The 21,867-nt window shown below is 33.2% G+C and carries 20 protein-coding genes, 1 riboswitch and 1 other annotated feature; of the genes, 15 read left to right on the forward strand and 5 right to left on the reverse strand.

Annotated elements, in window-relative coordinates; all coding sequences use genetic code 11:
• Window positions 1-37 precede the first annotated feature (37 nt).
• Complete coding sequence (locus tag ABH955_RS04780; RefSeq protein WP_404490917.1) at window positions 38-742, reverse strand: class I SAM-dependent methyltransferase; 705 nt, start codon at window positions 740-742, stop codon at window positions 38-40.
• Complete coding sequence (locus ABH955_RS04785; protein ID WP_404490918.1) at window positions 739-1,641, reverse strand: SMP-30/gluconolactonase/LRE family protein; 903 nt, start codon at window positions 1,639-1,641, stop codon at window positions 739-741. The genes ABH955_RS04780 and ABH955_RS04785 overlap by 4 nt, the downstream gene beginning before the upstream one ends.
• Before the next feature lie 149 nt (window positions 1,642-1,790).
• Here ABH955_RS04785 and ABH955_RS04790 point away from each other — a divergent pair, with 149 nt between their 5' ends.
• Together ABH955_RS04790 and lysS are read left to right on the forward strand one after the other, a co-directional pair.
• Window positions 1,791-1,961 (forward strand): DUF2197 domain-containing protein, encoded by a 171-nt coding sequence (locus tag ABH955_RS04790; RefSeq protein ID WP_341091598.1) that lies wholly within the window; start codon window positions 1,791-1,793, stop codon window positions 1,959-1,961.
• Window positions 1,962-2,039: 78 nt separating this feature from the next.
• Window positions 2,040-2,296, forward strand: a binding site (T-box leader).
• 83 nt (window positions 2,297-2,379) lie between these two features.
• Window positions 2,380-3,933, forward strand: coding sequence for a lysine--tRNA ligase (gene lysS, locus ABH955_RS04795; protein ID WP_404490919.1), 1,554 nt, complete (start codon window positions 2,380-2,382; stop codon window positions 3,931-3,933).
• A 59-nt stretch (window positions 3,934-3,992) separates the two neighbouring features.
• On the opposite strand, the gene ABH955_RS04800 is transcribed toward lysS, so the two are convergent.
• Window positions 3,993-4,421, reverse strand: coding sequence for a cell wall hydrolase (locus tag ABH955_RS04800; protein ID WP_001128405.1), 429 nt, complete (start codon window positions 4,419-4,421; stop codon window positions 3,993-3,995).
• Window positions 4,422-4,580: 159 nt separating this feature from the next.
• On the opposite strand from ABH955_RS04800, the gene ABH955_RS04805 reads away from it, so the two are divergent.
• The 4 genes from ABH955_RS04805 (at window position 4,581) to ABH955_RS04820 (ending at window position 8,408) form a co-directional block, all read left to right on the forward strand.
• Window positions 4,581-5,495, forward strand: coding sequence for an acetamidase/formamidase family protein (locus tag ABH955_RS04805; protein WP_341091594.1), 915 nt, complete (start codon window positions 4,581-4,583; stop codon window positions 5,493-5,495).
• A 125-nt stretch (window positions 5,496-5,620) separates the two neighbouring features.
• A complete protein-coding gene (locus tag ABH955_RS04810) occupies window positions 5,621-6,328 on the forward strand; it encodes a response regulator transcription factor (RefSeq protein WP_341091592.1) in 708 nt (235 codons plus the stop codon).
• On the forward strand, window positions 6,325-7,308 hold the full coding sequence (locus tag ABH955_RS04815; protein WP_404453916.1) for a sensor histidine kinase: 984 nt from the start codon (window positions 6,325-6,327) through the stop codon (window positions 7,306-7,308). The genes ABH955_RS04810 and ABH955_RS04815 overlap by 4 nt, the downstream gene beginning before the upstream one ends.
• Window positions 7,309-7,508: 200 nt before the next feature.
• Window positions 7,509-8,408, forward strand: a complete 900-nt coding sequence (locus ABH955_RS04820) for a LysR substrate-binding domain-containing protein (RefSeq protein WP_341091590.1) — start codon at window positions 7,509-7,511, stop codon at window positions 8,406-8,408.
• Between the two features lie 74 nt (window positions 8,409-8,482).
• On the opposite strand, the gene ABH955_RS04825 is transcribed toward ABH955_RS04820, so the two are convergent.
• Complete coding sequence (locus ABH955_RS04825; RefSeq protein ID WP_404490920.1) at window positions 8,483-9,472, reverse strand: aldo/keto reductase family protein; 990 nt, start codon at window positions 9,470-9,472, stop codon at window positions 8,483-8,485.
• Between the two features lie 498 nt (window positions 9,473-9,970).
• Between ABH955_RS04825 and abc-f the strand changes: the two genes are divergently transcribed.
• From abc-f to ABH955_RS04850, 5 genes are all read left to right on the forward strand, one after another.
• Entirely contained in the window at window positions 9,971-11,599 is a 1,629-nt protein-coding gene (gene abc-f / locus ABH955_RS04830) for a ribosomal protection-like ABC-F family protein (protein WP_404490921.1), read from the forward strand.
• Between the two features lie 20 nt (window positions 11,600-11,619).
• Window positions 11,620-12,213: a GNAT family N-acetyltransferase gene (locus tag ABH955_RS04835; RefSeq protein ID WP_404490922.1), complete on the forward strand. Its 594-nt coding sequence runs from the start codon at window positions 11,620-11,622 to the stop codon at window positions 12,211-12,213.
• A 468-nt stretch (window positions 12,214-12,681) separates the two neighbouring features.
• A complete protein-coding gene (locus ABH955_RS04840) occupies window positions 12,682-13,452 on the forward strand; it encodes an ABC transporter ATP-binding protein (RefSeq protein ID WP_404447651.1) in 771 nt (256 codons plus the stop codon).
• A complete protein-coding gene (locus ABH955_RS04845) occupies window positions 13,427-15,358 on the forward strand; it encodes an ABC transporter permease (RefSeq protein WP_404453671.1) in 1,932 nt (643 codons plus the stop codon). Before ABH955_RS04840 ends, ABH955_RS04845 begins: the two co-directional genes overlap by 26 nt.
• Window positions 15,359-15,427: 69 nt before the next feature.
• Window positions 15,428-16,096: a lipoprotein BA_5634 family protein gene (locus ABH955_RS04850; protein ID WP_404453674.1), complete on the forward strand. Its 669-nt coding sequence runs from the start codon at window positions 15,428-15,430 to the stop codon at window positions 16,094-16,096.
• Between the two features lie 76 nt (window positions 16,097-16,172).
• On the opposite strand, the gene ABH955_RS04855 is transcribed toward ABH955_RS04850, so the two are convergent.
• On the reverse strand, window positions 16,173-16,514 hold the full coding sequence (locus ABH955_RS04855; RefSeq protein WP_404453676.1) for a DUF3914 domain-containing protein: 342 nt from the start codon (window positions 16,512-16,514) through the stop codon (window positions 16,173-16,175).
• Between the two features lie 278 nt (window positions 16,515-16,792).
• Here ABH955_RS04855 and ABH955_RS04860 point away from each other — a divergent pair, with 278 nt between their 5' ends.
• From ABH955_RS04860 to ddlB, 4 genes are all read left to right on the forward strand, one after another.
• Window positions 16,793-18,034 (forward strand): esterase/lipase family protein, encoded by a 1,242-nt coding sequence (locus ABH955_RS04860; RefSeq protein WP_404490923.1) that lies wholly within the window; start codon window positions 16,793-16,795, stop codon window positions 18,032-18,034.
• 86 nt (window positions 18,035-18,120) lie between these two features.
• Window positions 18,121-19,146, forward strand: a complete 1,026-nt coding sequence (locus ABH955_RS04865; protein WP_098168297.1) for a homoserine dehydrogenase — start codon at window positions 18,121-18,123, stop codon at window positions 19,144-19,146.
• A 96-nt stretch (window positions 19,147-19,242) separates the two neighbouring features.
• Window positions 19,243-20,691 (forward strand): MocR-like pyridoxine biosynthesis transcription factor PdxR, encoded by a 1,449-nt coding sequence (pdxR, locus tag ABH955_RS04870; protein WP_002085207.1) that lies wholly within the window; start codon window positions 19,243-19,245, stop codon window positions 20,689-20,691.
• A gap of 4 nt (window positions 20,692-20,695) precedes the next feature.
• Window positions 20,696-21,610, forward strand: a complete 915-nt coding sequence (gene ddlB, locus ABH955_RS04875; RefSeq protein ID WP_113936551.1) for a D-alanine--D-alanine ligase — start codon at window positions 20,696-20,698, stop codon at window positions 21,608-21,610.
• A gap of 73 nt (window positions 21,611-21,683) precedes the next feature.
• Window positions 21,684-21,789: riboswitch (TPP riboswitch) on the forward strand.
• Window positions 21,790-21,867 lie beyond the last annotated feature (78 nt).

A 21,867-nucleotide genomic window follows, 5' to 3' on the forward strand; every position in this document is an offset into this window, starting at 1 on the left:
AGTGGTGACTTAAAAAAATTGTCACCACTCATATAAACTACAATTTTTGCATGACAAAAGTAATCGCATTCGTATTTAATTGAATGTGTGTACCGTTTCGTACAATATTATACGCTAAATTTTTTATTTCAACTTTTACTTCTTGCCATTCGGTATAAACGCCTTTTAGTGTCCGTATCATTTCTTCCATAGAAAGGTTAATTTCAATTAAGGCATCTAATTCTTGATTCGTTTCCAAGTCAATTTCTTGAATGTTAGAGTTAACTATTAAACAATTGATACCACCACTCTTTGTCCCATTTTTCATAGAGTGAAGCACTTTTTTAAAATCGTCTATTGATCTGACATGTTCTAAACTTGATACTGCAACGATGTAGTCATAAGTATTAGGAGCAATATAGTAGTTTTCAATTGCTGCTTGTTCCGTTTTTATGTATTCAAATACACCATATTCTTTGCTATAAACTTGTAACTTCATTAAAGCCGAATCGAGTAGATCAACACAAGTAACAGTGCCGCCACTATTCGTGATTTTTTGTGCAATCGGAATACTGTTTCTACCGACACCAGAGCCAAGGTCAAGTATTTGTAGGTCTTTCTGTCCTTCAAAATAGTTCAGCATGTCCATAACTGTTTTAACAGGTTTATAAAGCCAAGATCCCGCTTCGAATAATTTATATTGTTCATAGCAAAGATCGTGATACTTTTTCTCTTCTCGTCTTATGTAATCGATTCTGTTCATAGTGTTTCAGCTCCAATAGTTTCATGGCGAAATGAATAGGTTGGACAACCTTTAACATTCATTTGAATTCGAAATATACCACCAGCATGTGGGTACAGTTTTAATTCCGCATCCGTCATTCTTGTTCTGGCTGTTGTGATATATAAATCGGTCAAATTAGATCCTCCAAATGTACACGACGTTACATATAAAGCAGGAATCGGAATACTTAAAATCTGTTTTCCAGTAAAGGGATTCCATCTAGTAATCTTCGAGCCTCCCCAATGTGTAATCCATAAACAACCTTCTACATCAATTGTCATACCATCGGGTATACCTTCATTTTCAGGGAAGATGATAACATCTGTTGGATTGCTAATTACACCAGTATGTATATCATAATGAAAACGGACTACTTTTTTGGTAGGTGTATCAATAAAATAAAGGTATGTATCGTCAGGAGACCATGCTATGCCGTTTGATGTATTTACATGTGCAACTTTTTTATCTACGTTGAAATTATTGTTTAAACAATACAAGGAACCAGCAGCATTAATACCGTATAAGTCTGTAGTGCCTGCCCAAAAGCGGCCAGCCGGATCGCATTTTCCATCGTTAAAGCGGTTTTCTAATAAATCTGGTTCAGGGTCATAAATATGTGTAAGTATTTTTGTGTCAAGATTAAGAGAATAAAAGCCTTGTTCCATTGCTACTAAAACTTCATCGTTCGTATATGGAACAACACAACCGATTTGTTGGTCGAGAGTGATCACTCGGTTTGTTTTTTTAACAGGATTATAAAGACATAATTTTTTCCCGATAATATCAACCCAGTATAATAATTGTTTCTTCTCATCCCAGCAAGGACCTTCCCCTAAATTCGCCTTAGCATCAACGACTAATTCTATATTTCCGTGCAATATGTTTCACCTCTATTCATTAAAGCTATATATAAAGTTCGATAAGAAGAGAGGTAAACCTTTCACTGAAATGAAATTAAGATTTCCAGTGTAAGAAAAGAGGGCCTTATCAAGTAATTCGAAAATAGCGTATAGCCATGGGTAGGAAAATGCATATGATGTTTTATGAAATTGTCTATTTTTCATGTAAAAATGTATTTCGCGTATACGAAGGAAGCGGAAAATATAGGGAATTCAAGAGAGATCCGGAGGGGAAATATTGTTGTGATGAATGTAGTCATAAAATTCAACTGGAAGCGATAAAACATTTTTTTAGATAGTTATATGCTATTTGTTTTCGTTCAGAAAAATTTGACAAAGTATTTGTTATAAATTATCATATGTAAAAATCAATATTCAAAATGGCATTGAAGAGAAGAGTAGTTAAGAATGAATACATACAGAGAGCTCCGGTAGCTGAGAAGGAGAGGTGAAAATCTTAATGAAAAAAGACTTAGAGCTGCGCAAGGAACTAATTCATTTAGGGATGGTGCGACGGGTTCTCCCGTTATAGAGATAGGGTATAAGCATGTTTTGCCGTACCTGAAGAGGTTAATATGGTGACGTATTAACAAACTGAGGTGGTACCGCGAAGTTAATAACTCTCGTCCTCAAGATGAATAATCTTGGGGGTGGGAGTTTTTTTATTGCATAAAACTGAAAATGTGAAAACAAAAATACAATTGAGGTGAGTAACATATGCATTGGGCGTATGAAGTAGCACATGAATTGATTAGAAAAAATCCAAACAAAGAAACCTTTGTTTGTGCATCTGGAATTAGTCCATCTGGTTCTGTTCATATAGGGAATTTCCGTGAAATATTAACGACTTATTTTGTTGTAAGGGCGCTTCAAGATTTAGGGAAGAAGACTCGTTTTATCTTTTCGTGGGATGATTACGACAGGTTTAGAAAAGTTCCCAAAAATATTGATCTATCTTTTGCACAATACATTGGTATGCCGTACTGTAATATTCCTGATCCGCATGGGTGTCATAACTCATATGCAGAGCATTTTGAAAAAGAGTTTGAGGAATCGCTTCAAGCATTTGGAATTGAAGTAGAATTTATTTATCAACATGTTGAATATAGAAGCGGAAGGTATAACGAAAACATATTAGAGTCTTTGTATAAAAGAAAAGAAATATATGATATTTTAATGGGTTTTAAAACAGGAATACACCGAGAAGAAGATAGAGAAAACTTTTATCCCGTTACGTTATATTGTGAGAGCTGCGGGAAAGATGCAACAACTATTACCCATTTTGATGAAGTATTAAAAACAGTTCGGTATGACTGTGAATGTGGAAATCAAAATAAATTATCCGTATTAAATACAAGTCAAATGAAACTGAATTGGAAAATCGATTGGCCGATGAGATGGATGATAGAGGATGTTATTTTCGAACCGGGCGGAAGAGATCATTCATCGGAAACCGGTAGTTATAATGTATCAAAAGAAATTGCAAGGAAAATATTCAATTGTGAAGCCCCTCAATACGTTGCTTATGATTTTATTGGAATTAAAGGGCATCATGAAAAAATGTCCAGTTCTTCAGGGAATAGTATTACACCTAGCGACTTATTAAAAGTGTATGTACCAGAAGTAATTCTTTTTATGTTTGCAAAATATAGGCCCGGCGCAGCTTTTCACATTGGGCTTGATGAAGATGTAATTCGCAATTATACAGAGTATGAGAGATTGAAGGATAGTTATGAAAATAAAACACTCAAAAATGAAGATTTATTTGATGCAATTAAACTTTCTAGACTAGATAGCCGATTTAAAGAATATCCAAAGTTTAATCAAGTAACAGGAACTTTACCGTTATTAAATTTTGATTCATCTATTTTACAAGATATATTAGAGAAAATAGATAGGAGCTATGCATTACCTGAAATGATAGCGATAAGTAATCGTGCTGAGTATTGGATAAGAAACTTTCAATCTAAAAAATTAATTGCGGTAAATAAAGAGAAAAATACGGAGTTTTATAACACATTGGATGAAAGGCAGAAAAAATGGCTAGTAGAAGTTTGTAAAATACTTCGTTCTAATAACGATCATTCTAAACTAATGGAGCAATTGTATACGATTTGTCATCATGAAAATAAAAAAATAATGAAAGAAAATCAAAAACAATTATTTACCATTATTTATAGGCTCGTTATGAATCAATCAAGTGGTCCACGTATACCGTTATTAATACATGTGGTAGGCATCAGAAGATTCATCACATTATTAGATTTCTAAACTACAGTAAAACAACGCAAGTACTCAAAAAAATAAGTACTTGCGTTGTTTAAGTTTAGTTATCTTGAATACATTTTCGGACATTCATCACCACGTGGTTCATAAAAACAATGGCTTTTAAATTGTCCTGCAAACGGCTGGTTATACCATTCGGGTGGACAAGCTCCAACTGGACGAAAATACCAAAGAGCCCATCGTGCTGGCCAGCGCCATTCACCTTGTAAAACTTTTCTTGCGATTTCTTTTTCTGATTCACGGGCACGTTGATAAAAGTAACCGTATTGAACAGCTTCGAATCCGCCAGGGCTTTGATATACTGCATCACGCACAGATCGAAGCTCTTTAAAATCTAAACAATCACAAAACACACGATTTACGACAACGCAGCCAACAAGTTGTTCACCTTGTCGGCCTTCACCCTCAGCTTCAGCACGGATTAAACGTGCTAATAAATCAACGTCACTTTCGTTGTATGGAATAAGGGGCATTGTAATACCACCTTTCTTTACCTGTTATAGTAAAGAGTGTATGTTTCAAAATGAGCTAAGTGCATTTTTCTTGAAAATAACTACTAATTTTAAAAAGGAGCTTATACAGATAAAAGCTAACTATTATATAGAAGATAAAAACGAAAAAGGAGAGGTATTATGCATCGTATTCATAAAGAACATATCATTTACGCAATGTCACCAGAAAATAATCCATGTATTGAAGTAGAAATTGGGAGCCGTCTTGTATTTGAAACATATGATTGCTTTGAAAATCAAATTGATTCTGAAGATGTTGTGTTTCAAGAGTTAGATTGGAATCGAATTAATCCAGCAACTGGACCTGTATATATTAAAGGTGCAGAACCTGGCGATATTTTAGTCGTAATGATTGAAAAAATTAAAATTGCAGGGCAAGGCGTTTTAACGACAGGTGCGAACCTTGGTGTAATGGGTGATAAGTTAAATGAAAATATAGTGAAAATTGTCCCAATACATAATGGACATGTTTCATTTTCAAAAGAACTGCAAATTCCGATTAATCCAATGATTGGTGTGATTGGTACTGCACCGAAAGAAGAGAGTATTTCATGTGGCACACCGCATGATCATGGCGGGAATATGGATTGTAAAGAGATTAAAGAAGGAACAACGTTATTATTACCTGTAAATGTTCCTGGTGCTCTTTTAGCATTAGGTGATTTACACGCTGCGATGGGTGATGGTGAAATTGGTGTTAGTGGAGTAGAGGTTGCTGGTGAGGTAACTGTAACTGTTCAAATTATAAAAGAAAAGAAATGGCCACTACCGATGGCGATCCAAAAAGAAAAAATAATGACAATTGCTTCAGAGAAATTGTTAGATAATGCAGCGAATCGTGCTGTACGTAATATGGTGACATTTTTACATGAAGAATTAGAAATGTCTAAAGCTGATGCAACTCTTTTATTATCAGCAGCAGGTAATTTAAAAGTATGCCAAGTTGTGGATCCACTGAAAACAGCGCGGATGGAACTAGGAAGGGAATATGTGGAGAAGTTAGGGTTTTCTCTAAGTCAATTTCATATTAAATAAAAAAAATAGAAAAAGGATACTTTTGTATAAAAGTATTCTTTTTCTATTTTACGGATTTTGTGAAAAGAGGTAGTATTTATTTATATAAGTATATTTGAGATTGTGGATCAAAAAGGAGTTCAGAAATGGTTAAAATTATGATTGTAGAAGATGATATGAAAATTGCGGAGCTATTATCAACTTATGTTGCGAAATACGGTTACCAAGGAATTGTTATATCGGATTTTCAAAATGTGTTAGACATATTTTTAGAAGAACAACCAGAGCTAGTTTTATTAGATATTAATTTACCAAGCTTTGACGGTTACTATTGGTGTCGTCAAATTCGTGCGGTTTCCACATGTCCAATTTTATTTATCTCGGCCCGTGAAGGTACGATGGATCAAGTTATGGCGTTAGAAAATGGTGGCGATGATTTTATTCCGAAGCCTTTTCATTATGAAGTTGTAATGGCAAAAATTCGTAGTCATTTAAGACGTGCTTACGGAGACTATGCACCGAAACTAGAAGAACGAATGGTTGAGCAACAAGGTCTTTGTTTATATCCAGAAAGACTTGTGTTAAAACTTAGGGGTCAAGAGATTGATATAACGAGAAACGAAGCTATTTTATTAGAGACGCTAATGAAAAATTATCCACGTGTTGTGAGTAGAGAAGTATTATTAAATAAATTATGGGATAGTGAATCCTATGTTGATGACAATACATTAAGTGTAAATACCACACGTGTGCGTAAAAAGTTAAAAACGTTACAAATTGAAGGAGCAATTGAAACGATTCGTAGTGTTGGATATAGGTTGCATATTACTTGGGATACTGGTATGGAAAAATGATAAAGCTGTTTATACGTGATCATATACCACTCATTTGTTTTACAGCGATCCAACTACTAGCCATATTCCTAGTTTATTGGTTTGATGGGCATAATCATATTTCAACGGCATTATATGCAATGTTTTTAGGTGCTTTTTTTATGGTAAGTTATTTAGTTTTTCGTTATTTTACACATCGTTCTTTTTATGAACGTTTAGCAAATCCATTGCAATCTTTGGATGAATCTGTTCAAAAATCTGATTTTGCAGTTTTATCTACTGCACTTCAAGATCTGCTTGATGCACAATATCGTCATTATCAAAATCAGCTGCAATTACAAGAGAGAAAAAATAATGATCATTTAACCTTTATGAATCAGTGGATTCATCAAATGAAAACACCTCTATCTGTAATAGAATTAATTACACAGGATGAAGTGGATTCACGTTTTGAAAGTATTAATGAGGAAACAGATCGGTTGAAAAAGGGATTAGAGATGGCATTATATGTCGCACGTTTAGAAGCATTCACACAAGATTTTTATGTAGAAAGAGTACAACTACATAAAGTAGTAAATGATTCCGTGCATGAACATAAACGCTTCTTTATCCGGAATTTTGTATATCCAGAGCTTGAAATTGATAAAGGTATTACTGTAGAAAGTGATGCGAAATGGTTGCAATTTTTAATTGGACAAATTATATCGAATGCGATTAAATACTCATCAGGTAGTAGAGAAAAGATTAAAGTGAAAGCATGTAGGGAAGGTAATACAGTTGTACTTGAAATTATTGATAGTGGCGTAGGGATACCGAAGCAAGATTTACCAAGAGTATTCAAACCTTTCTTTACAGGAGAAAACGGTAGAGATTTTAAAGAATCAACTGGAATGGGGCTCTATCTTGTATATGAAATTACGAAACAATTAGGGCATAGTGTAGAAATCCATTCAGAAGTTGATAAAGGTACCGTTGTACGAATAATATTTTGTAATGTGTAAAAAGTAAACAAGGCTAAAAAACTTTTGAGATAAGTTTTTTAGCCTTGTTTTGTACCCTTGATAAAATTGGAGAATGAAATATTATATACGTAAGAGAAGCAAAACGAATCCGATAAGAATAAATGAAATACTACATACATAAACGCTTTTTAATAATAAAATAGAATCCTTTATAAGTTGCGAATGATAGGGGGCTTGAAATGGATATTCGGAAAATGAGATATTTTATAACGGTGGCAGAAGAATTAAACTTTAGCCGTGCAGCAGAACGTCTTATGATGGCACAACCACCTTTAAGTCAAGAAATTCGTAAATTAGAAGAAGAATTAGGAGTTCAACTTTTTCATCGAACGAAAAGGATGGTTGAACTTACCGATGCTGGAAAAATATTTCTAGAAGGTGCACGACAAACGTTACTTCAAGTAGATAGAACCATTAAAGAAACACAGCTTGCGAATGAAGGGAAGATAGGACATTTAATAATCGGTTTTGTCGATTCTACAGAAACCGTTATAAATGTATTAAAAAAATTTCGAGAACGGTTCCCTAGAATCCAGCTCATATTACGCGAAATGACAACAGATCAACAAATAAAAGCGCTCTATGAAAAACAAATTCATATTGGATTTATTCGTTCCAAGCAGAATAATGAAATATTAACTTCCGAAGTTTGTTCTGTAGAATATTTAAAACTGGTTTTGCATGAAGAGCACCCTTTCGTTTCGTTACGTAAAATTCCAATCAAATCATTAGTGGATGAACCATTTATTTTATTTCCACGTCATTTTGGTACAAATTTTTACGATTTAATTATTAGTTACTTTTGGGAACATGGAGTAAGTTTAAATATTGTTCAAGAAGCGATTCAAATGCAAACGATTGTGAATTTAGTTGCAGCAGGAATGGGGATTTCTGTCGTTCCATCATCAGTGGAAAGTTATAAAAAATCGGGAGTCATATATAAAGAAATTCAAGAAAATACCCCGAAAATAAATTTATATGTTGGATGGAGACTAGATGAAAAGTCTGTTGTGTTAGAGAACTTTTTAACAGTTATTAGAGAGGTTTATACGACTTCACAATGTGAATTTAAAAGATAAAAGCCCATCTTTATAGGATGGGCAGTGTGGATTTGGAAAGGAAAGCTTCTTTATAGGGAGAATTCACTGATGTTTCAACCTGTTTTGCTCGGATCATACTCAATGAAACCTTTTAGTACACTATCAATCTGATCCATAATTTCAGGTTGCAATTTAACACTAGAAGCAATTACGTTTTCTCTTATTTGCTCCGGATTTGAAGCACCGATAATCGCGGAGGAAACAGCTGGATTTTGTAGTACCCAAGCAACAGCGAGTTGAGATAAGGTAAGATTAGTTTCGTGCGCGATGGGATTAAGTTTCTGAATTGCAGTGAGTACATCATCACTCATCCAACGTTGCACGAGTTTTTGGAAAAATGGTTCACCAGCATCAGAGTTAGCACGGGATTGATTCGGCAAGGGTTTACCAGGTTGATATTTTCCTGTGAGAATACCTTGTGCAAGGGGAGACCAAACAACTTGACCAAGTCCCTCACGTTGACATGTTGGTATTACATCAGTTTCAATAACTCGCCACAACATCGAATATTGAGGTTGGCTAGCGATAAGTGGAATGTTCAATTCTCGTGCAAGTGCTGCACCGCGGGTAATTTGTTCTGATGTCCACTCACTTACGCCTAAGTAAAGGACTTTACCTTGTCTTACAAGATCACCAAAAGCTAACATCGTTTCTTCAAGGGGAGTTGTTGTATCAAATCTATGTGCATAATAGACATCAATGTAGTCTGTCTGCAACCGTTTTAATGATGCATTACAATTTTCTATAATATGTTTTCGCGATAATCCACGATCATTTTTTCCAGTTCCAGTCGGATGACATACTTTTGTACATAGTTCTATACTTTCTCGGCGTATACCTTTTAAAGATCGGCCAAGTACTTCCTCGGCTATCGTGTCCGAATAAACATCAGCAGTATCGAACGTTGTAATTCCTACATCTAGTGCGGCTTTCACGCAATCATTTGCAGTATCTTCGTTTACTTTTCCACCATGGTTTATCCAGTTCCCATATGCAATCTTACTTACTGTTAATCCACTGTTTCCTAGTTTGCTAAATTCCATTGTAGAATGCCCCCTTAAAAATGATATCTTTATTATAAGAACTGAAATTCAATATGTATAATATATAATTGATGATAAATTTATATAAAAATTATATAAGGAGGAGTATATAGAAGTTTATAGATAGGGAAATCTAAAGCAAGAAGAACATGAAATTGTAGTTTGTGTTTTATTGATATGAAGTGCAAAGAGGGAAAAGTTTTTTTGCAGTACATATAATAATATTTACGTATACAATACCACTATGGTATAATATGGTTACTAATGACGGAAAGGAATGATGGGTGGACGATGATTAACTAATCTTATTTTTAAATGTTGAAATTAAATAAATTTCAATTTGTAAAAAATAGGATTAGTCTGCCCGATTCCATTCAACGGTATTGCTATTTGATTTGCGTAATAGCTTATTTGGGTATAAATAATGTAACGACTAATCCTGCCAAAATTACTTTGGGAGGATTTTTTTGTTCTCCCTTAATGAAAGGGATCGGTAATATGAAAGAACTTTTAAAATTAAATGATGTTTATGTTGAAATAATGGAAAATACTTTGTTAGAGAAAATGAATGTTACAGTAAAACAAGGGGATGTTATCGGATTAATTGGTAAAAATGGTGCCGGTAAATCAACGTTGCTTCAATTAATAAATGGGAAGATTGAGCCATCAAAAGGTACTGTTGAATGGCAGCAAATGGATGTGACAACAGCATATGTTGAACAAGAAATAGAATCCTTTATTAGTAATGATGTGATTGCAAAAGAAGCAGAACTTCTTGCGAAATGGGGCGTGCCAACGAACGATTTTCTTACGTTAAGTGGTGGTGAAAAGCTGATAGTTCGACTAGCTAAAGGATTTGCTGAAAATCCTAATGTCTTAATATTAGACGAACCGACAAATCATTTAGATGAGATGAGTACGGAATTTCTCATTAAACAAATAAAAAATATGAAAGGTACCGTTATCGTCGTATCGCATGATCGATATTTTTTAGATGTTGTCGCAACAAAAATATGGTCAATTGAGGATAAAAAATTAATCGACCATAGCGGGAACTATACAAGTTATATGAAAGTTCGTGAGCAAAAAAGATTGACGCAGCAGCGTGAATATGAAAAACAACAAAAACGTATTGAACTTGTAGAATCACAAATAAAAGAATTAAGTTCATGGTCACAAAAAGCGCATGCACAGTCTACAAAACAAGAAGGTTTTAAAGAGTTTTATCGTGTAAAAGCGAAGCGAACGGATGCACAAGTTAAGTCAAAACGAAAACGTCTTGAAAAAGAGCTTGAAAAATCGAAAGTAGAACGAGTTAAAGAAGAGTATGCTGTTGAATTTTCTATTCAAGCGAATAAAAAAGTAGGAAAACGCTTTTTAGAAGTGAAACAATTGAGGAAAGGATTTAATAAACAAATATTATTTGAAAACGTTAATTTTACAATCCAGCACGGTGAGAAAGTTGCGATTATTGGACCAAACGGTTGCGGGAAAACAACCTTATTGAAGATGATTATGGGAACAGAAATGGCTAAAGGGGATATATGGATTTCACCATCTGCAAACATCGGTTATTTAACACAAGAAGTATTTGATTTACCACTTGATAAAACACCAGAAGATTTATTTTTTAAAGAGACGTTTGAAGAAAGAGGAAAAGTCCAAAATTTAATGAAACATTTAGGATTCCAAGCTTCTCAATGGAAAGAGCCGATTGAACATATGAGCATGGGTGAACGAGTAAAATGTAAGCTAATGGCTTATATTTTGGATGAAAAAGATGTGCTTATTTTAGATGAACCGACGAATCACCTTGATCTTCCTTCGCGTGAACAGCTTGAAAATACATTAGCGGAGTATAATGGAACACTAGTTATAGTTTCTCACGATCGATATTTTCTAGAGAAAACAACTAACACGAAACTTGTGTTTTCAAATAATACGATACAAAAGCAGCTAGAGAAACCTATTAAAACAAGAGATGAAATTGAAGAGATTCGTTTAACGTTAGAAACAGAAAGACAAGAAGTATTAGGGAAATTAAGCTTTTTAACTTCTAAAGACAAAGAATATAAAGAACTCGATGAACGGTTTATAGAACTTACGAAGCAGATTAAGGCGCTTTAACGTAAGTAAGGGGGATTAAAATGGAAGAAAAGAGTTTGACTAATATATTTAGAATAGATTGTGGAGATATATACCTACAAGAGTTTACGGTCAAAGATGCAGAGAGTATTTATAAAATATCAAATCAACCAGAAATAGAAAAATTTTTACCCGACTGGAAATCAACGAAAGAACAAAGGGGTAATTGGGTTGCAAATTATGAAATACCAGAAAATAAAGCATTTCTTAATGCAGTGAGAACTACGACTAACATAGATGATCACATATTAAGACTAGGAATATTTAAGAAAACCACAAATGAATTTATTGGATGGTGCTGCACAGGTATGAAAGATGAGCTTCCTGCACCGAACAGAGAAATTATGTATGCTGTTTCAAGTGAATATCATAATAATGGCTATGCAACGAGAGCGACAAAAGGCTTGATCGGCTATTTGTTTGAAAATACAAATGTGGATGTCCTTAACGCAATTGCATTAATAAACAACGCACCATCAAATAGAGTTATTGAAAAATGTGGATTTACTTATATAAGCCAACAGACGATAGAAAACCAACTATATAATCATTATTTATTGAGCAAATCAGAGTGGATAAAAAATATCGCTCTTTAAAAGGAGTTATAATGGAATGAAATGATTTTAAAAAAGCTTAGAGCTAAAGCTCTAAGCTTTTTTATGTACTATTTACTTTTTGATTTTAATTGTGAATTATAAGTTGTTATTCATCGTTTTGAAGTTCTATAGTTTTTCTTTATAATATATTTTATGTTGCTAATAAAGAATACAAGGAATACAGCAACTTTTAATGATGATAATTGTTTCTTAAACTCACTTTTATTTATATATTTAATAGGTTTACAAGGTGTCCTGGCAACCAGAAATAAGTAGTATTGTATTTCATACTACTATATAGATATTATAAGATGAATAATCGTTAATTATAGTTTGAAAATAGGTTTGTTATCAGTTTTTTTAGAAATCTTACAAGCGTGTAAGATAAATGAAAGATGAATCAATATGTGCTATAAGACAATTCATTTACACTATATTGTGAGAAGTGCAAATGAAGGGAGAATATAAATGGAAATTCTACATGCAAAAAGTATTAGTAAAGTATATAAAGGGAAAGTACCTTTTAAAGCATTGGCAGATATTGATTTATCAATTCAAGAAGGTGAATTTATAGGGATTATGGGGCCATCAGGGAGCGGGAAAACAACGTTATTAAATATGGTATCTACTATCGACTCTCCAACATCGGGAGAAATATTAATAAATGGTACAAATCCTTTCCAGTTGACATCAGATAATTTGGCTTTATTCCGTAGGAAACAATTAGGATTTGTTTTTCAATCATTTAATTTACTTAGCACACTTACAGTAAAGGAAAATATCGTATTGCCGATGACATTAGATGGTGTTTCTGTACAAGAAATGAACAAACGAGTTGAAGAAATTGCAGAGAAATTAAATATTACAGATATATTGAGTAAAAGAACTTTTGAAATTTCAGGGGGGCAAGCTCAAAGAACAGCAATTGCTCGTGCAATTGTTCATAAGCCACAATTATTACTTGCAGATGAACCAACAGGGAATTTAGACTCTAAATCTTCAAATGATGTAATGGAGATGCTAGATACTTTAAATAAAGAAGAAAAAGCTACGATGATGTTAGTTACACATGATCCGTATGCAGCGAGTTTTTGCAGCAGAGTCATATTTATTAAAGATGGTCAACTATATAACGAAATTTATTGTGGTGAAAGTAGGCAAGCATTTTATCAAAAGATTATGGATGTCCTTTCTTTGTTAGGAGGGAAAAGGCATGACTTTTCGTCAGTTCGCATTTAATAATATTTTTCGCAATAAGCGTACATATGCTGCTCATTTTTTAAGTAGTGCATTTTCTATTATGATTTTCTTTACGTATGCTCTTTTATTATTTCATCCTGATTTACAAGGTGAGTTGAAATCGACAAGTGCAACAATAAGTGCATTTGGTACATTGGGATTTTCAGTTTCGCAAGGCTTGATTTTTGTATTTTCATTTTTCTTCATTCTATATTCAGTTAGTTCATTTTTAAAAACGCGTAAGAAAGAATTTGGGATATTAATGATGCAAGGTATGTCAATGAGACAGCTTAAGAAATTATTATTAATTGAAAATATGTTGATTGGACTTGGCTCAATTTGTATAGGAATTCTCATTGGACTCGTATTTTCTAAACTAGTTTTATTGATAAGCGCAAGTGTATTAATGATTAGTAATGGTTTGCCTTTTTATATACCAGTGCAGGCTGTATTATTAACAGTCATCACATTTCTTTTATTATTTTTAATTGTTTCGCTCGTTACATTTAAAATGATAAAAGTAACAGAACTTGTGGAACTTATACAAGCAGAGGAAAAGCCAAAGCCAGAACCGAAAGCATCAATTTTATTATCGCTACTTTCTTTAATTAGTATAGGGTATGGATATTTTTCAGTATTTCGCTTTATCCCAAGTACTAATTTTATTACGCTTGGGATAGGGGTGCTCCTAGTAATTATAGGAACGTACTTTTTATATACACAGTGTAGCGTTTATATATTGCACCTTGCGAAAAGGAGAGAATCTTTCTTTTTAAAGAGAACAAATATATTAACATTTTCTGAATTAATTTACCGTATGAAAGATAATGCAACGATGTTTTTTATAGTATCTATTGTTTCAGCAGTTGCATTTACAGCGATTGGTACAACAGCTGCAATTGGAAATAGGGATTTGGTAAGGATGACAAATCCGTATACATTTTTGTATGGAAGTTTTGAAAACGACAAAGTATTAAATAAAAATCTTTCTATTATAAAAAAACACCTTTCTGATGCTAATATCCCGTATCGAATGGCTTCATCTTCATATATATACACGGAAAATGGTGTAAATGTAATGAAGTTAAGTGAATATAACGATCTTGCTAAAGCACTAGGCTATCAACAAGAAACAATCGAAAAAGAAGATGAAATTTTATTAATTCCTGGAGTCGTATCGCAAAAACAAGAATTTAAAAATGGCGAGTATAAAAAGAATATAGAAGTCATTCAAGGAGATTGGACAAAGACATTTCATGTGAAAAAAGCTGTAGAAAATTTAGTTTTACCACATGATTCTAGAACTATTTATATCGCTGTTAAAGATCAGGTATATGATGGAATACCTCTTACTAGTGACCCGGTTAATAAAGACATTCAATATCGTACTTACGGATTTGTTGTAGACGATTGGATGAAAACGAAGGGAATTTCAAACGAATTAATTAGTAGATTTGAGAAAGATACTAGAGTAGGTAATTTTCAATTTCGGGCTTTAACTATAGATTTGTTAAGTGCAAAGCAAACGAATGGATTATTACTTATGGCAAGTGTTTTAGTCGGAATCGTCTTCTTCACATTCGCTGCTAGTTTTATTTATTTCCGATTATATACTGATTTGGATCGCGATCAACAGCAATATAAAATGATTTCGAAAATGGGATTAAGTAAACGAGAATTAAAAAAAATTGTAACGAGACAGTTATTATTAATGTTCTTCTTACCGATTGTTGTTGCAGTGATTCATACTATAGTCGCTTATACGGCATTACAGCAATTAGTCGATTTTTCTATAATTAATAGCTCTATCGTTATTTTAATTTCATTTATATGTATACAAGTATTATATTTCTTTATAACCCGTTGGCGTTACCTGCAAAAGCTTTATAAGGTTATGGAGCAATAGAGTTTATTAGCTTGTAAGACTACATTAAAGTATGTGGAAAAAATGAACTGTATGATGAAAGGAAACGCGATGAAAAGAACTTTAACTATTTTTATGTTAACGATACTACTATTAATAAGTTTTAGTGCATGTTCTAAAAAGGAGAATCCATTTCCTGCAAACGGTTTATTAATCATTGGAAATGAAAATAAAATTTCACCAATTATTAATCGTTATCAGGAAATTACGAAAGCAAATGAAGTCTTTTCTGTGAAAACAGGTACTTATGGAAACGGACAGGTATTAATTTTAAATGAATCTACAGCACAAGCATTGATTAAAGAAAAAGTTTTTCGTAAACGAGATAATGGCTCCAATTATATTATAGATACGTTACCGAATTTCCCAAAAGAAGGTTCGCTGTTGTTTACACATGAAGACGAAAAGAATATGAAAAGTATTGAATTAGAAGGAAAAGAGATTCCAGTTTTATACGATAGTGACGCTTGGATAGGTAACACTCGTAAATATCCAACACAATGGTATGTGATTGTAGCACAAAATAGTGTGTATAAAGAAATAAAGGTAAATGAAACGAAAATGCACCTTCTTCATCTGAAAAAATCTTTAGGAGATGAAAAACCTAAAATGTCGACAGATAATACATTGGTTAATGAAAATGTCAAAGTAACAAGGCTAATTAAAGGTTTGGAAGGAGAAGTATCTTTTCAATTTGTAACGATTGGAGAAAAATCTTAAAAAAGAGTTCAAGGTTGATAAAAACTTTATCAATCTTGAACTCTTTTTAGTTTATAGACCAATCAAATATTATGCTTTACATTACTTCATCTAATCGAGCCTCACTCGTTTCTTCAATCGTATTTGAATTTTGAACTGAATTATTTTGAGCTTCTTTTTCTTTACGAGACTTTTGTAGCATTTCAAGGATGATCCATAAAGGAACACCTTTATCCTTTAACATCTTCCATAAATCTAATTCGTTAAATTTATGCTCAGGCTGTTTCATTTCTTTTTCAGAGGAACGAATATCGAACTTGATAGGATCATACGCTTTCTTACCTTCAAGTTTAGTAGAAGAGATAGTATTATGCTCAAGAATAGATGGAGTTATTTTAGTAGGTTGAGATAATGTATGAATGTTTGATTCGATTTGCATGCTTTTTCCTCCTTTTCAAGTAATGAAATAAGTTTTCTTATGATTATTAAATCCATTTGACATGAGGAAACTATATTCAATTATAAATTCAAATAATCAGATTTACAAGTTGTATTGTAAAAAGAAAATGTTTACTTGAATTAATATTTATCAACATTTGTGTATGTTGTCTATATATACAACGTATATAAAATACTTTACATTATGTTTAAGTTAAAAACTGATTGTGTCAATCTTTTTCACAGAAAAATGAAAGCGTTTAATTAGGGGGAGAAAGTATGGGGAAGTTATTTTTAAAAGTATGTTTTTTTACATTAGTAACTGTTTGTTCATTCGCAGCGAAAACAACATACGCTGAAGAGAGACAACAAAATAATTATCCTATCATTTTAGTGAATGGATTTGCTGGATGGGGTAGAGAGGAAATGCTAGGGGTAAAATATTGGGGTGGTGTTCATGATATACAAGAAGATTTAAAAAGAAATGGTTATACAGTACATACTGCAGCTGTTGGGCCAGTTTCTAGTAACTGGGACCGTGCATGTGAATTATACGCGCAAATTAACGGTGGAACAGTAGACTACGGCGCGGCGCATGCTGAGAAACATGGACATAATCGTTTTGGTAGAACTTATAGTGGATTTGCACCGCATTGGAGTGAAACAAATAAAGTTCATTTAGTTGGGCATAGCATGGGTGGACAAACGACAAGAACATTAGTGCAGTTATTAAAAGAAGGCAGTTATGAAGAAAAAAATCATGTGAAAAATCATCCGAACGCAAAGATATCACCACTATTTGAAGGCGGTAAATCGTATGTTCATAGTGTTACAACTTTAGCAACTCCTCATAATGGGACAACACTTGCAGACGGGAGTCTTCTATTGCCATTCGTTAAAGATTTTCTCATTACAGCTGCGAGTTTAGGAGGAAACAATAATTTATCATTATATGATTTTAAATTGGATCAATGGGGTATGAAAAAATATGCTGGAGAGTCCTTTTTCCAATATACTGATCGTATTTTAAATAGTTCAATTTGGGAGAATACAAAAGATATTAGTCAATGGGATTTAAGTACTGATGGAGCAAAGGAGTTAAATAATTGGGTAAAGACGCAATCGGATGTATATTACTTATCCTATAGTGGACATGCATCGCAAGCAGCACCTATAACAGGTTTGCATCTACCGCATATAACAATGAATAAAGTGCTAATGGGGAATGCATTCTTCTTAGGCTCTTATGCAAGATATGAAGAAAACCGACCATTAATAGATACTTCTTGGTGGCAAAACGATGGTGTAGTAAATACAAATTCTATGATTGCGCCTGCGTCTAATACTTTTGTAAATAATAATGAGTCTTTACAAATTGGAAAATGGAATCATATTGAAACGAAAGCAAATTGGGACCATCTTGATATGGTAGGACTTAGTGTTTCAGACACGTTAGGTTTTTCTAACATTCAAGAGTTTTATAGAACAATTGTTGGAAAATTATCACGTCTACCGAAATAGATAATATAAAGCGCTCTCGATGGAATTCGAGGGCGCTTTATATTATATTGAAAGAGGGATTTGGTATAAAGATATGGGGGGATATTATGAAAATTCAAATTGTATTATCAGGATACGGGACAGTAGGAAGAGAGTTTATAAAATTATTAAATGAAAAATATTTATATATAAATGAAACATATGGAATTGACTTAGTTGTTAGTGGAGTGATAGGAAGAAATATTGCAATACATAACGGGAAAGGTTTGCAGATTAATGATTTATTGACGTATGGTGATGGTTCTGCTGCAATTGAAAAATATATCGAACATTATCCAGAGGAACGCGGAACGATTAATATAAATGGTACTGTATTGGTTGAATCAACTGCTACAAATCTTAAAAATGGAAATCCAGGGAAACAGTATATGAAACAAGCTATTGAAAAACAAATGGATATAGTAGCTATTTCAAAAGGTGCACTTGTTACAGCTTGGAGTGAACTGAATACAGCAGCACGTATTTCAGGCTCACGCATTCGATATAGCGGTGCAACTGCCGCTGCGTTACCGACATTAGACATAGGACAACTAAGTTTAGCAGGTTGCCATATTGAAAAAATAGAAGGAATATTGAACGGGACAACAAATTATATTCTTACAAAGATGCATGAAGAATATAAGACGTTTGAAGAAGCATTGCAAGAAGCACAAAATAAAGGAATTGCGGAGACTAACCCGTTATTAGATATAAGCGGGATGGATAGCGCTTGTAAATTATTACTTTTGACGAATAGTTTAATGGGAAACGATTATTCACTCAAAGATATAAAAATAAACGGAATAGAGCACGTTACAACGCAACAAATTCAAAATGCAAAGGAACAAAATAAATCAATTAAATTAATTGCATCAGCATATAAAGATGATAATGGAAAAGTAAACCTTAGTGTACAACCTTGTAATTTAGAGAAAGAACATCCGTTAGCAAATATAAATGGCACGGAAAAAGGAATTACGTTCTTTACAGATACAATGGGACAAGTCACTACAATTGGTGGAGCTTCTAATCCACGCGGAGCTGCAGCTGCTGCTTTAAAAGATGTAATCAATTTATATCGAAATGATTTATAGGCTTTATAACCGTACCGCTATTAATAAAAAATACATATGTAGTGGACCTTTTGAGAATGAAATAAATATGCAAAAATAATTGCAGGGGGTAAGAAATTGTTTAAAGATTTTAAAGTTGTAAAAGATCGTCCCGTTTATATTCAATTAAAGGATTATTTAAAAAAGATGATTATGAAAGGGCATTTGTTGGGGGACCAAAAAATCCCATCAACAAGGGAACTGAGTGAATTATTATCAGTGAGCAGAAATACAGTACTCTCTGCATATGCGGATTTGGAACAAGAAGGACTCATTTATGCAGTTAAAGGAAAAGGAAATTTCGTTGCGAAGGTGGATATAAGTAACACCTCGTCTGTTGAAATAGATTGGAAAAATAAACTTAATACAGTTACCACATTAGCGGATGAATTAGACTTAATGAAGCATGGAGTTCGCTGGGAAAAAGGAATGATTGTTTTTAATAGTATAGCCCCTGACGAAAAGCTATTTGATGTTGAAAATTTCAAAAGAGCTTTTCTTACTCGTATGTCCATTGAAGGGGATATCGTATTGAACTACGGATATGCAAAAGGTTATAGACCGTTAATGAATTATTTACTTCATTACATGGAAATGAAAGGTGTAGATATTTCGAACAAAGATATTCTAATTACAAATGGATTTACAGAAGGATTAGATATTGTGTTATCTTCTTTATCGAAGAAATCAGGGCGTGTTATTTGTGAGAACCCAACTCACCATGCTGCATTGAAGCTTTTTCGTTTACATGGACTTGAAGTTCATGGAATTGATATGAATGATGATGGTATTGATACGAATGAAGTAGAAAAAAGTTTGCGTGAAAAGGATTTTGATTTCGCGTATTTAATCCCTTCTTATCATAATCCAACTGGTATTGTTACGAGTTCGGAGAAAAGAACGGAATTGATGAGGTTATTTTCAAAATACAAGATCCCTATTATAGAGGATGGGTTTAATGAAGAATTACGTTATTCGGGTTCACATTTATCGCCATTATTAACTTTTGCAGGGGCTGGTAATAATGTGATTTATATTAGTAGCTTTTCAAAGGTACTTTTCCCTGGTTTACGTGTAGGTTGGATCATTGCAGATAAAGAACTGATACATTATTTAGAAAGTGTTAAAAGAGCCAGAACCATTCACACATCTACGTTAGATCAAGCTGTTCTGTTTCAATATTTACATGAAGGATATTTTGAAAAATATTTAAAAAAAGCAAGATCTGTTTATAAGAAAAAATATGAGTTAGCTGTTGGGGCGTGTAATCAGTACATTCCGTTTAAAAGAATGACTGGAGACGGTGGACTTCATTTGTTTATAGAGTTGGAAGAAAAAATTCAAGCCCGCACACTTTTACAAAAGTGTTATGAGAAAGGAGTTACCTTTTCTCCTGGTGATGTTTTTTACTCTGATGGAGGAGGAGCGAACACATTCCGATTAGGATTTTCACGTTTGAAAGAACAGGAAATTGTTAGAGGGATTCAAATAATTGGTGAAACTTTAAAAAATGAAACTTGGAGTTGAGAAAATGAGAATTGGCGTTATTATGGGAGGAGTATCCTCTGAAAAACAAGTATCAATTATGACTGGGAATGAAATGATTGCACATTTAGATAAGAGTAAATATGAAATCGTTCCAATTACGTTAAATGAAAAAATGGATTTAATTGAAAAAGCGAAAGACATTGATTTTGCATTGCTAGCATTACACGGAAAGTACGGAGAAGATGGTACAGTTCAAGGGACGCTAGAGAGTTTAGGTATTCCTTATAGCGGTAGCAATATGTTATCTAGCGGTATATGTATGGACAAAAATATTTCGAAAAAGATTTTGCGTTATGAAGGAGTAGAAACACCAGATTGGATTGAACTTACAAAAATGGAGGATCTAAAGTTTGAGGAGTTAGATAAATTAGGATTTCCGTTAGTGGTAAAACCAAACTCTGGCGGCTCAAGTGTTGGAGTTAAGATTGTCTATGATAAAAATGAATTAATCTCTATGCTGGAAACTGTATTCGAATGGGATTCTGAAGTAGTAATTGAGAAGTATATAAAAGGTGACGAGATTACATGTTCAATTTTTGATGGGCAACAGTTACCTATCATTTCGATTCGACATGCTGCTGTGTTCTTTGACTATAATGCAAAATATGATGATACTAGTACAGTTGAAGAAGTTATTGAACTTCCAGCTGAAATAAAGGAACGTGTAAATAAAGCGTCACTGGCTTGTTATAAAGCATTAAAATGTAGTGTTTATGCAAGGGTTGATATGATGGTGAAGGAAGGACTTCCATATGTAATGGAAGTTAATACATTACCAGGGATGACACAATCAAGTTTACTACCAAAAAGTGCGGAAGCAGCGGGAATTAATTATAGCAAACTATTAGATATGATAATTGAAACTTCATTAAAAGTAAGGAAAGAAGAAGGTTTTTAAGGTAGTTATATAATTAATTCTTTTGACAGTTCCATGAATTATGCTATGATAATTACAATACGACAACTAAATATTTATCCACTAGGGGGGCCTTTTATAGGCTGAGATCAGATGAAATTTTGAGACTCTTAGTACCTGATCTGGTTAATGCCAGCGTAGGGAAGTGGGAAAGACGTTGCTATTTAACGAATATATACTGTCAATTTCACTTTCTTTACGCCTGTAAAGAAAGTTTTTTTATTTTACAGCTTTAATAA

It is taken from the genome of Bacillus sp. RC240, from assembly GCF_044907945.1.
Classification (GTDB): domain Bacteria; phylum Bacillota; class Bacilli; order Bacillales; family Bacillaceae_G; genus Bacillus_A; species Bacillus_A mycoides.

What these genes read in the sequence shown, in the direction of transcription:
- ABH955_RS04780 (WP_404490917.1), bottom strand. Translation starts at nt 742, where the DNA reads ATGAACAGAATCGATTACATAAGACGAGAAGAGAAAAAGTATCACGAT.
- ABH955_RS04790 (WP_341091598.1), top strand. Translation starts at nt 1,791, where the DNA reads ATGCATATGATGTTTTATGAAATTGTCTATTTTTCATGTAAAAATGTA.
- lysS (WP_404490919.1), top strand. Translation starts at nt 2,380, where the DNA reads ATGCATTGGGCGTATGAAGTAGCACATGAATTGATTAGAAAAAATCCA.
- ABH955_RS04800 (WP_001128405.1), bottom strand. Translation starts at nt 4,421, where the DNA reads ATGCCCCTTATTCCATACAACGAAAGTGACGTTGATTTATTAGCACGT.
- ABH955_RS04805 (WP_341091594.1), top strand. Translation starts at nt 4,581, where the DNA reads ATGCATCGTATTCATAAAGAACATATCATTTACGCAATGTCACCAGAA.
- ABH955_RS04810 (WP_341091592.1), top strand. Translation starts at nt 5,621, where the DNA reads ATGGTTAAAATTATGATTGTAGAAGATGATATGAAAATTGCGGAGCTA.
- ABH955_RS04815 (WP_404453916.1), top strand. Translation starts at nt 6,325, where the DNA reads ATGATAAAGCTGTTTATACGTGATCATATACCACTCATTTGTTTTACA.
- ABH955_RS04820 (WP_341091590.1), top strand. Translation starts at nt 7,509, where the DNA reads ATGGATATTCGGAAAATGAGATATTTTATAACGGTGGCAGAAGAATTA.
- ABH955_RS04825 (WP_404490920.1), bottom strand. Translation starts at nt 9,472, where the DNA reads ATGGAATTTAGCAAACTAGGAAACAGTGGATTAACAGTAAGTAAGATT.
- abc-f (WP_404490921.1), top strand. Translation starts at nt 9,971, where the DNA reads ATGAAAGAACTTTTAAAATTAAATGATGTTTATGTTGAAATAATGGAA.
- ABH955_RS04835 (WP_404490922.1), top strand. Translation starts at nt 11,620, where the DNA reads ATGGAAGAAAAGAGTTTGACTAATATATTTAGAATAGATTGTGGAGAT.
- ABH955_RS04840 (WP_404447651.1), top strand. Translation starts at nt 12,682, where the DNA reads ATGGAAATTCTACATGCAAAAAGTATTAGTAAAGTATATAAAGGGAAA.
- ABH955_RS04845 (WP_404453671.1), top strand. Translation starts at nt 13,427, where the DNA reads ATGACTTTTCGTCAGTTCGCATTTAATAATATTTTTCGCAATAAGCGT.
- ABH955_RS04850 (WP_404453674.1), top strand. Translation starts at nt 15,428, where the DNA reads ATGAAAAGAACTTTAACTATTTTTATGTTAACGATACTACTATTAATA.
- ABH955_RS04855 (WP_404453676.1), bottom strand. Translation starts at nt 16,514, where the DNA reads ATGCAAATCGAATCAAACATTCATACATTATCTCAACCTACTAAAATA.
- ABH955_RS04860 (WP_404490923.1), top strand. Translation starts at nt 16,793, where the DNA reads ATGGGGAAGTTATTTTTAAAAGTATGTTTTTTTACATTAGTAACTGTT.
- ABH955_RS04865 (WP_098168297.1), top strand. Translation starts at nt 18,121, where the DNA reads ATGAAAATTCAAATTGTATTATCAGGATACGGGACAGTAGGAAGAGAG.
- ddlB (WP_113936551.1), top strand. Translation starts at nt 20,696, where the DNA reads ATGAGAATTGGCGTTATTATGGGAGGAGTATCCTCTGAAAAACAAGTA.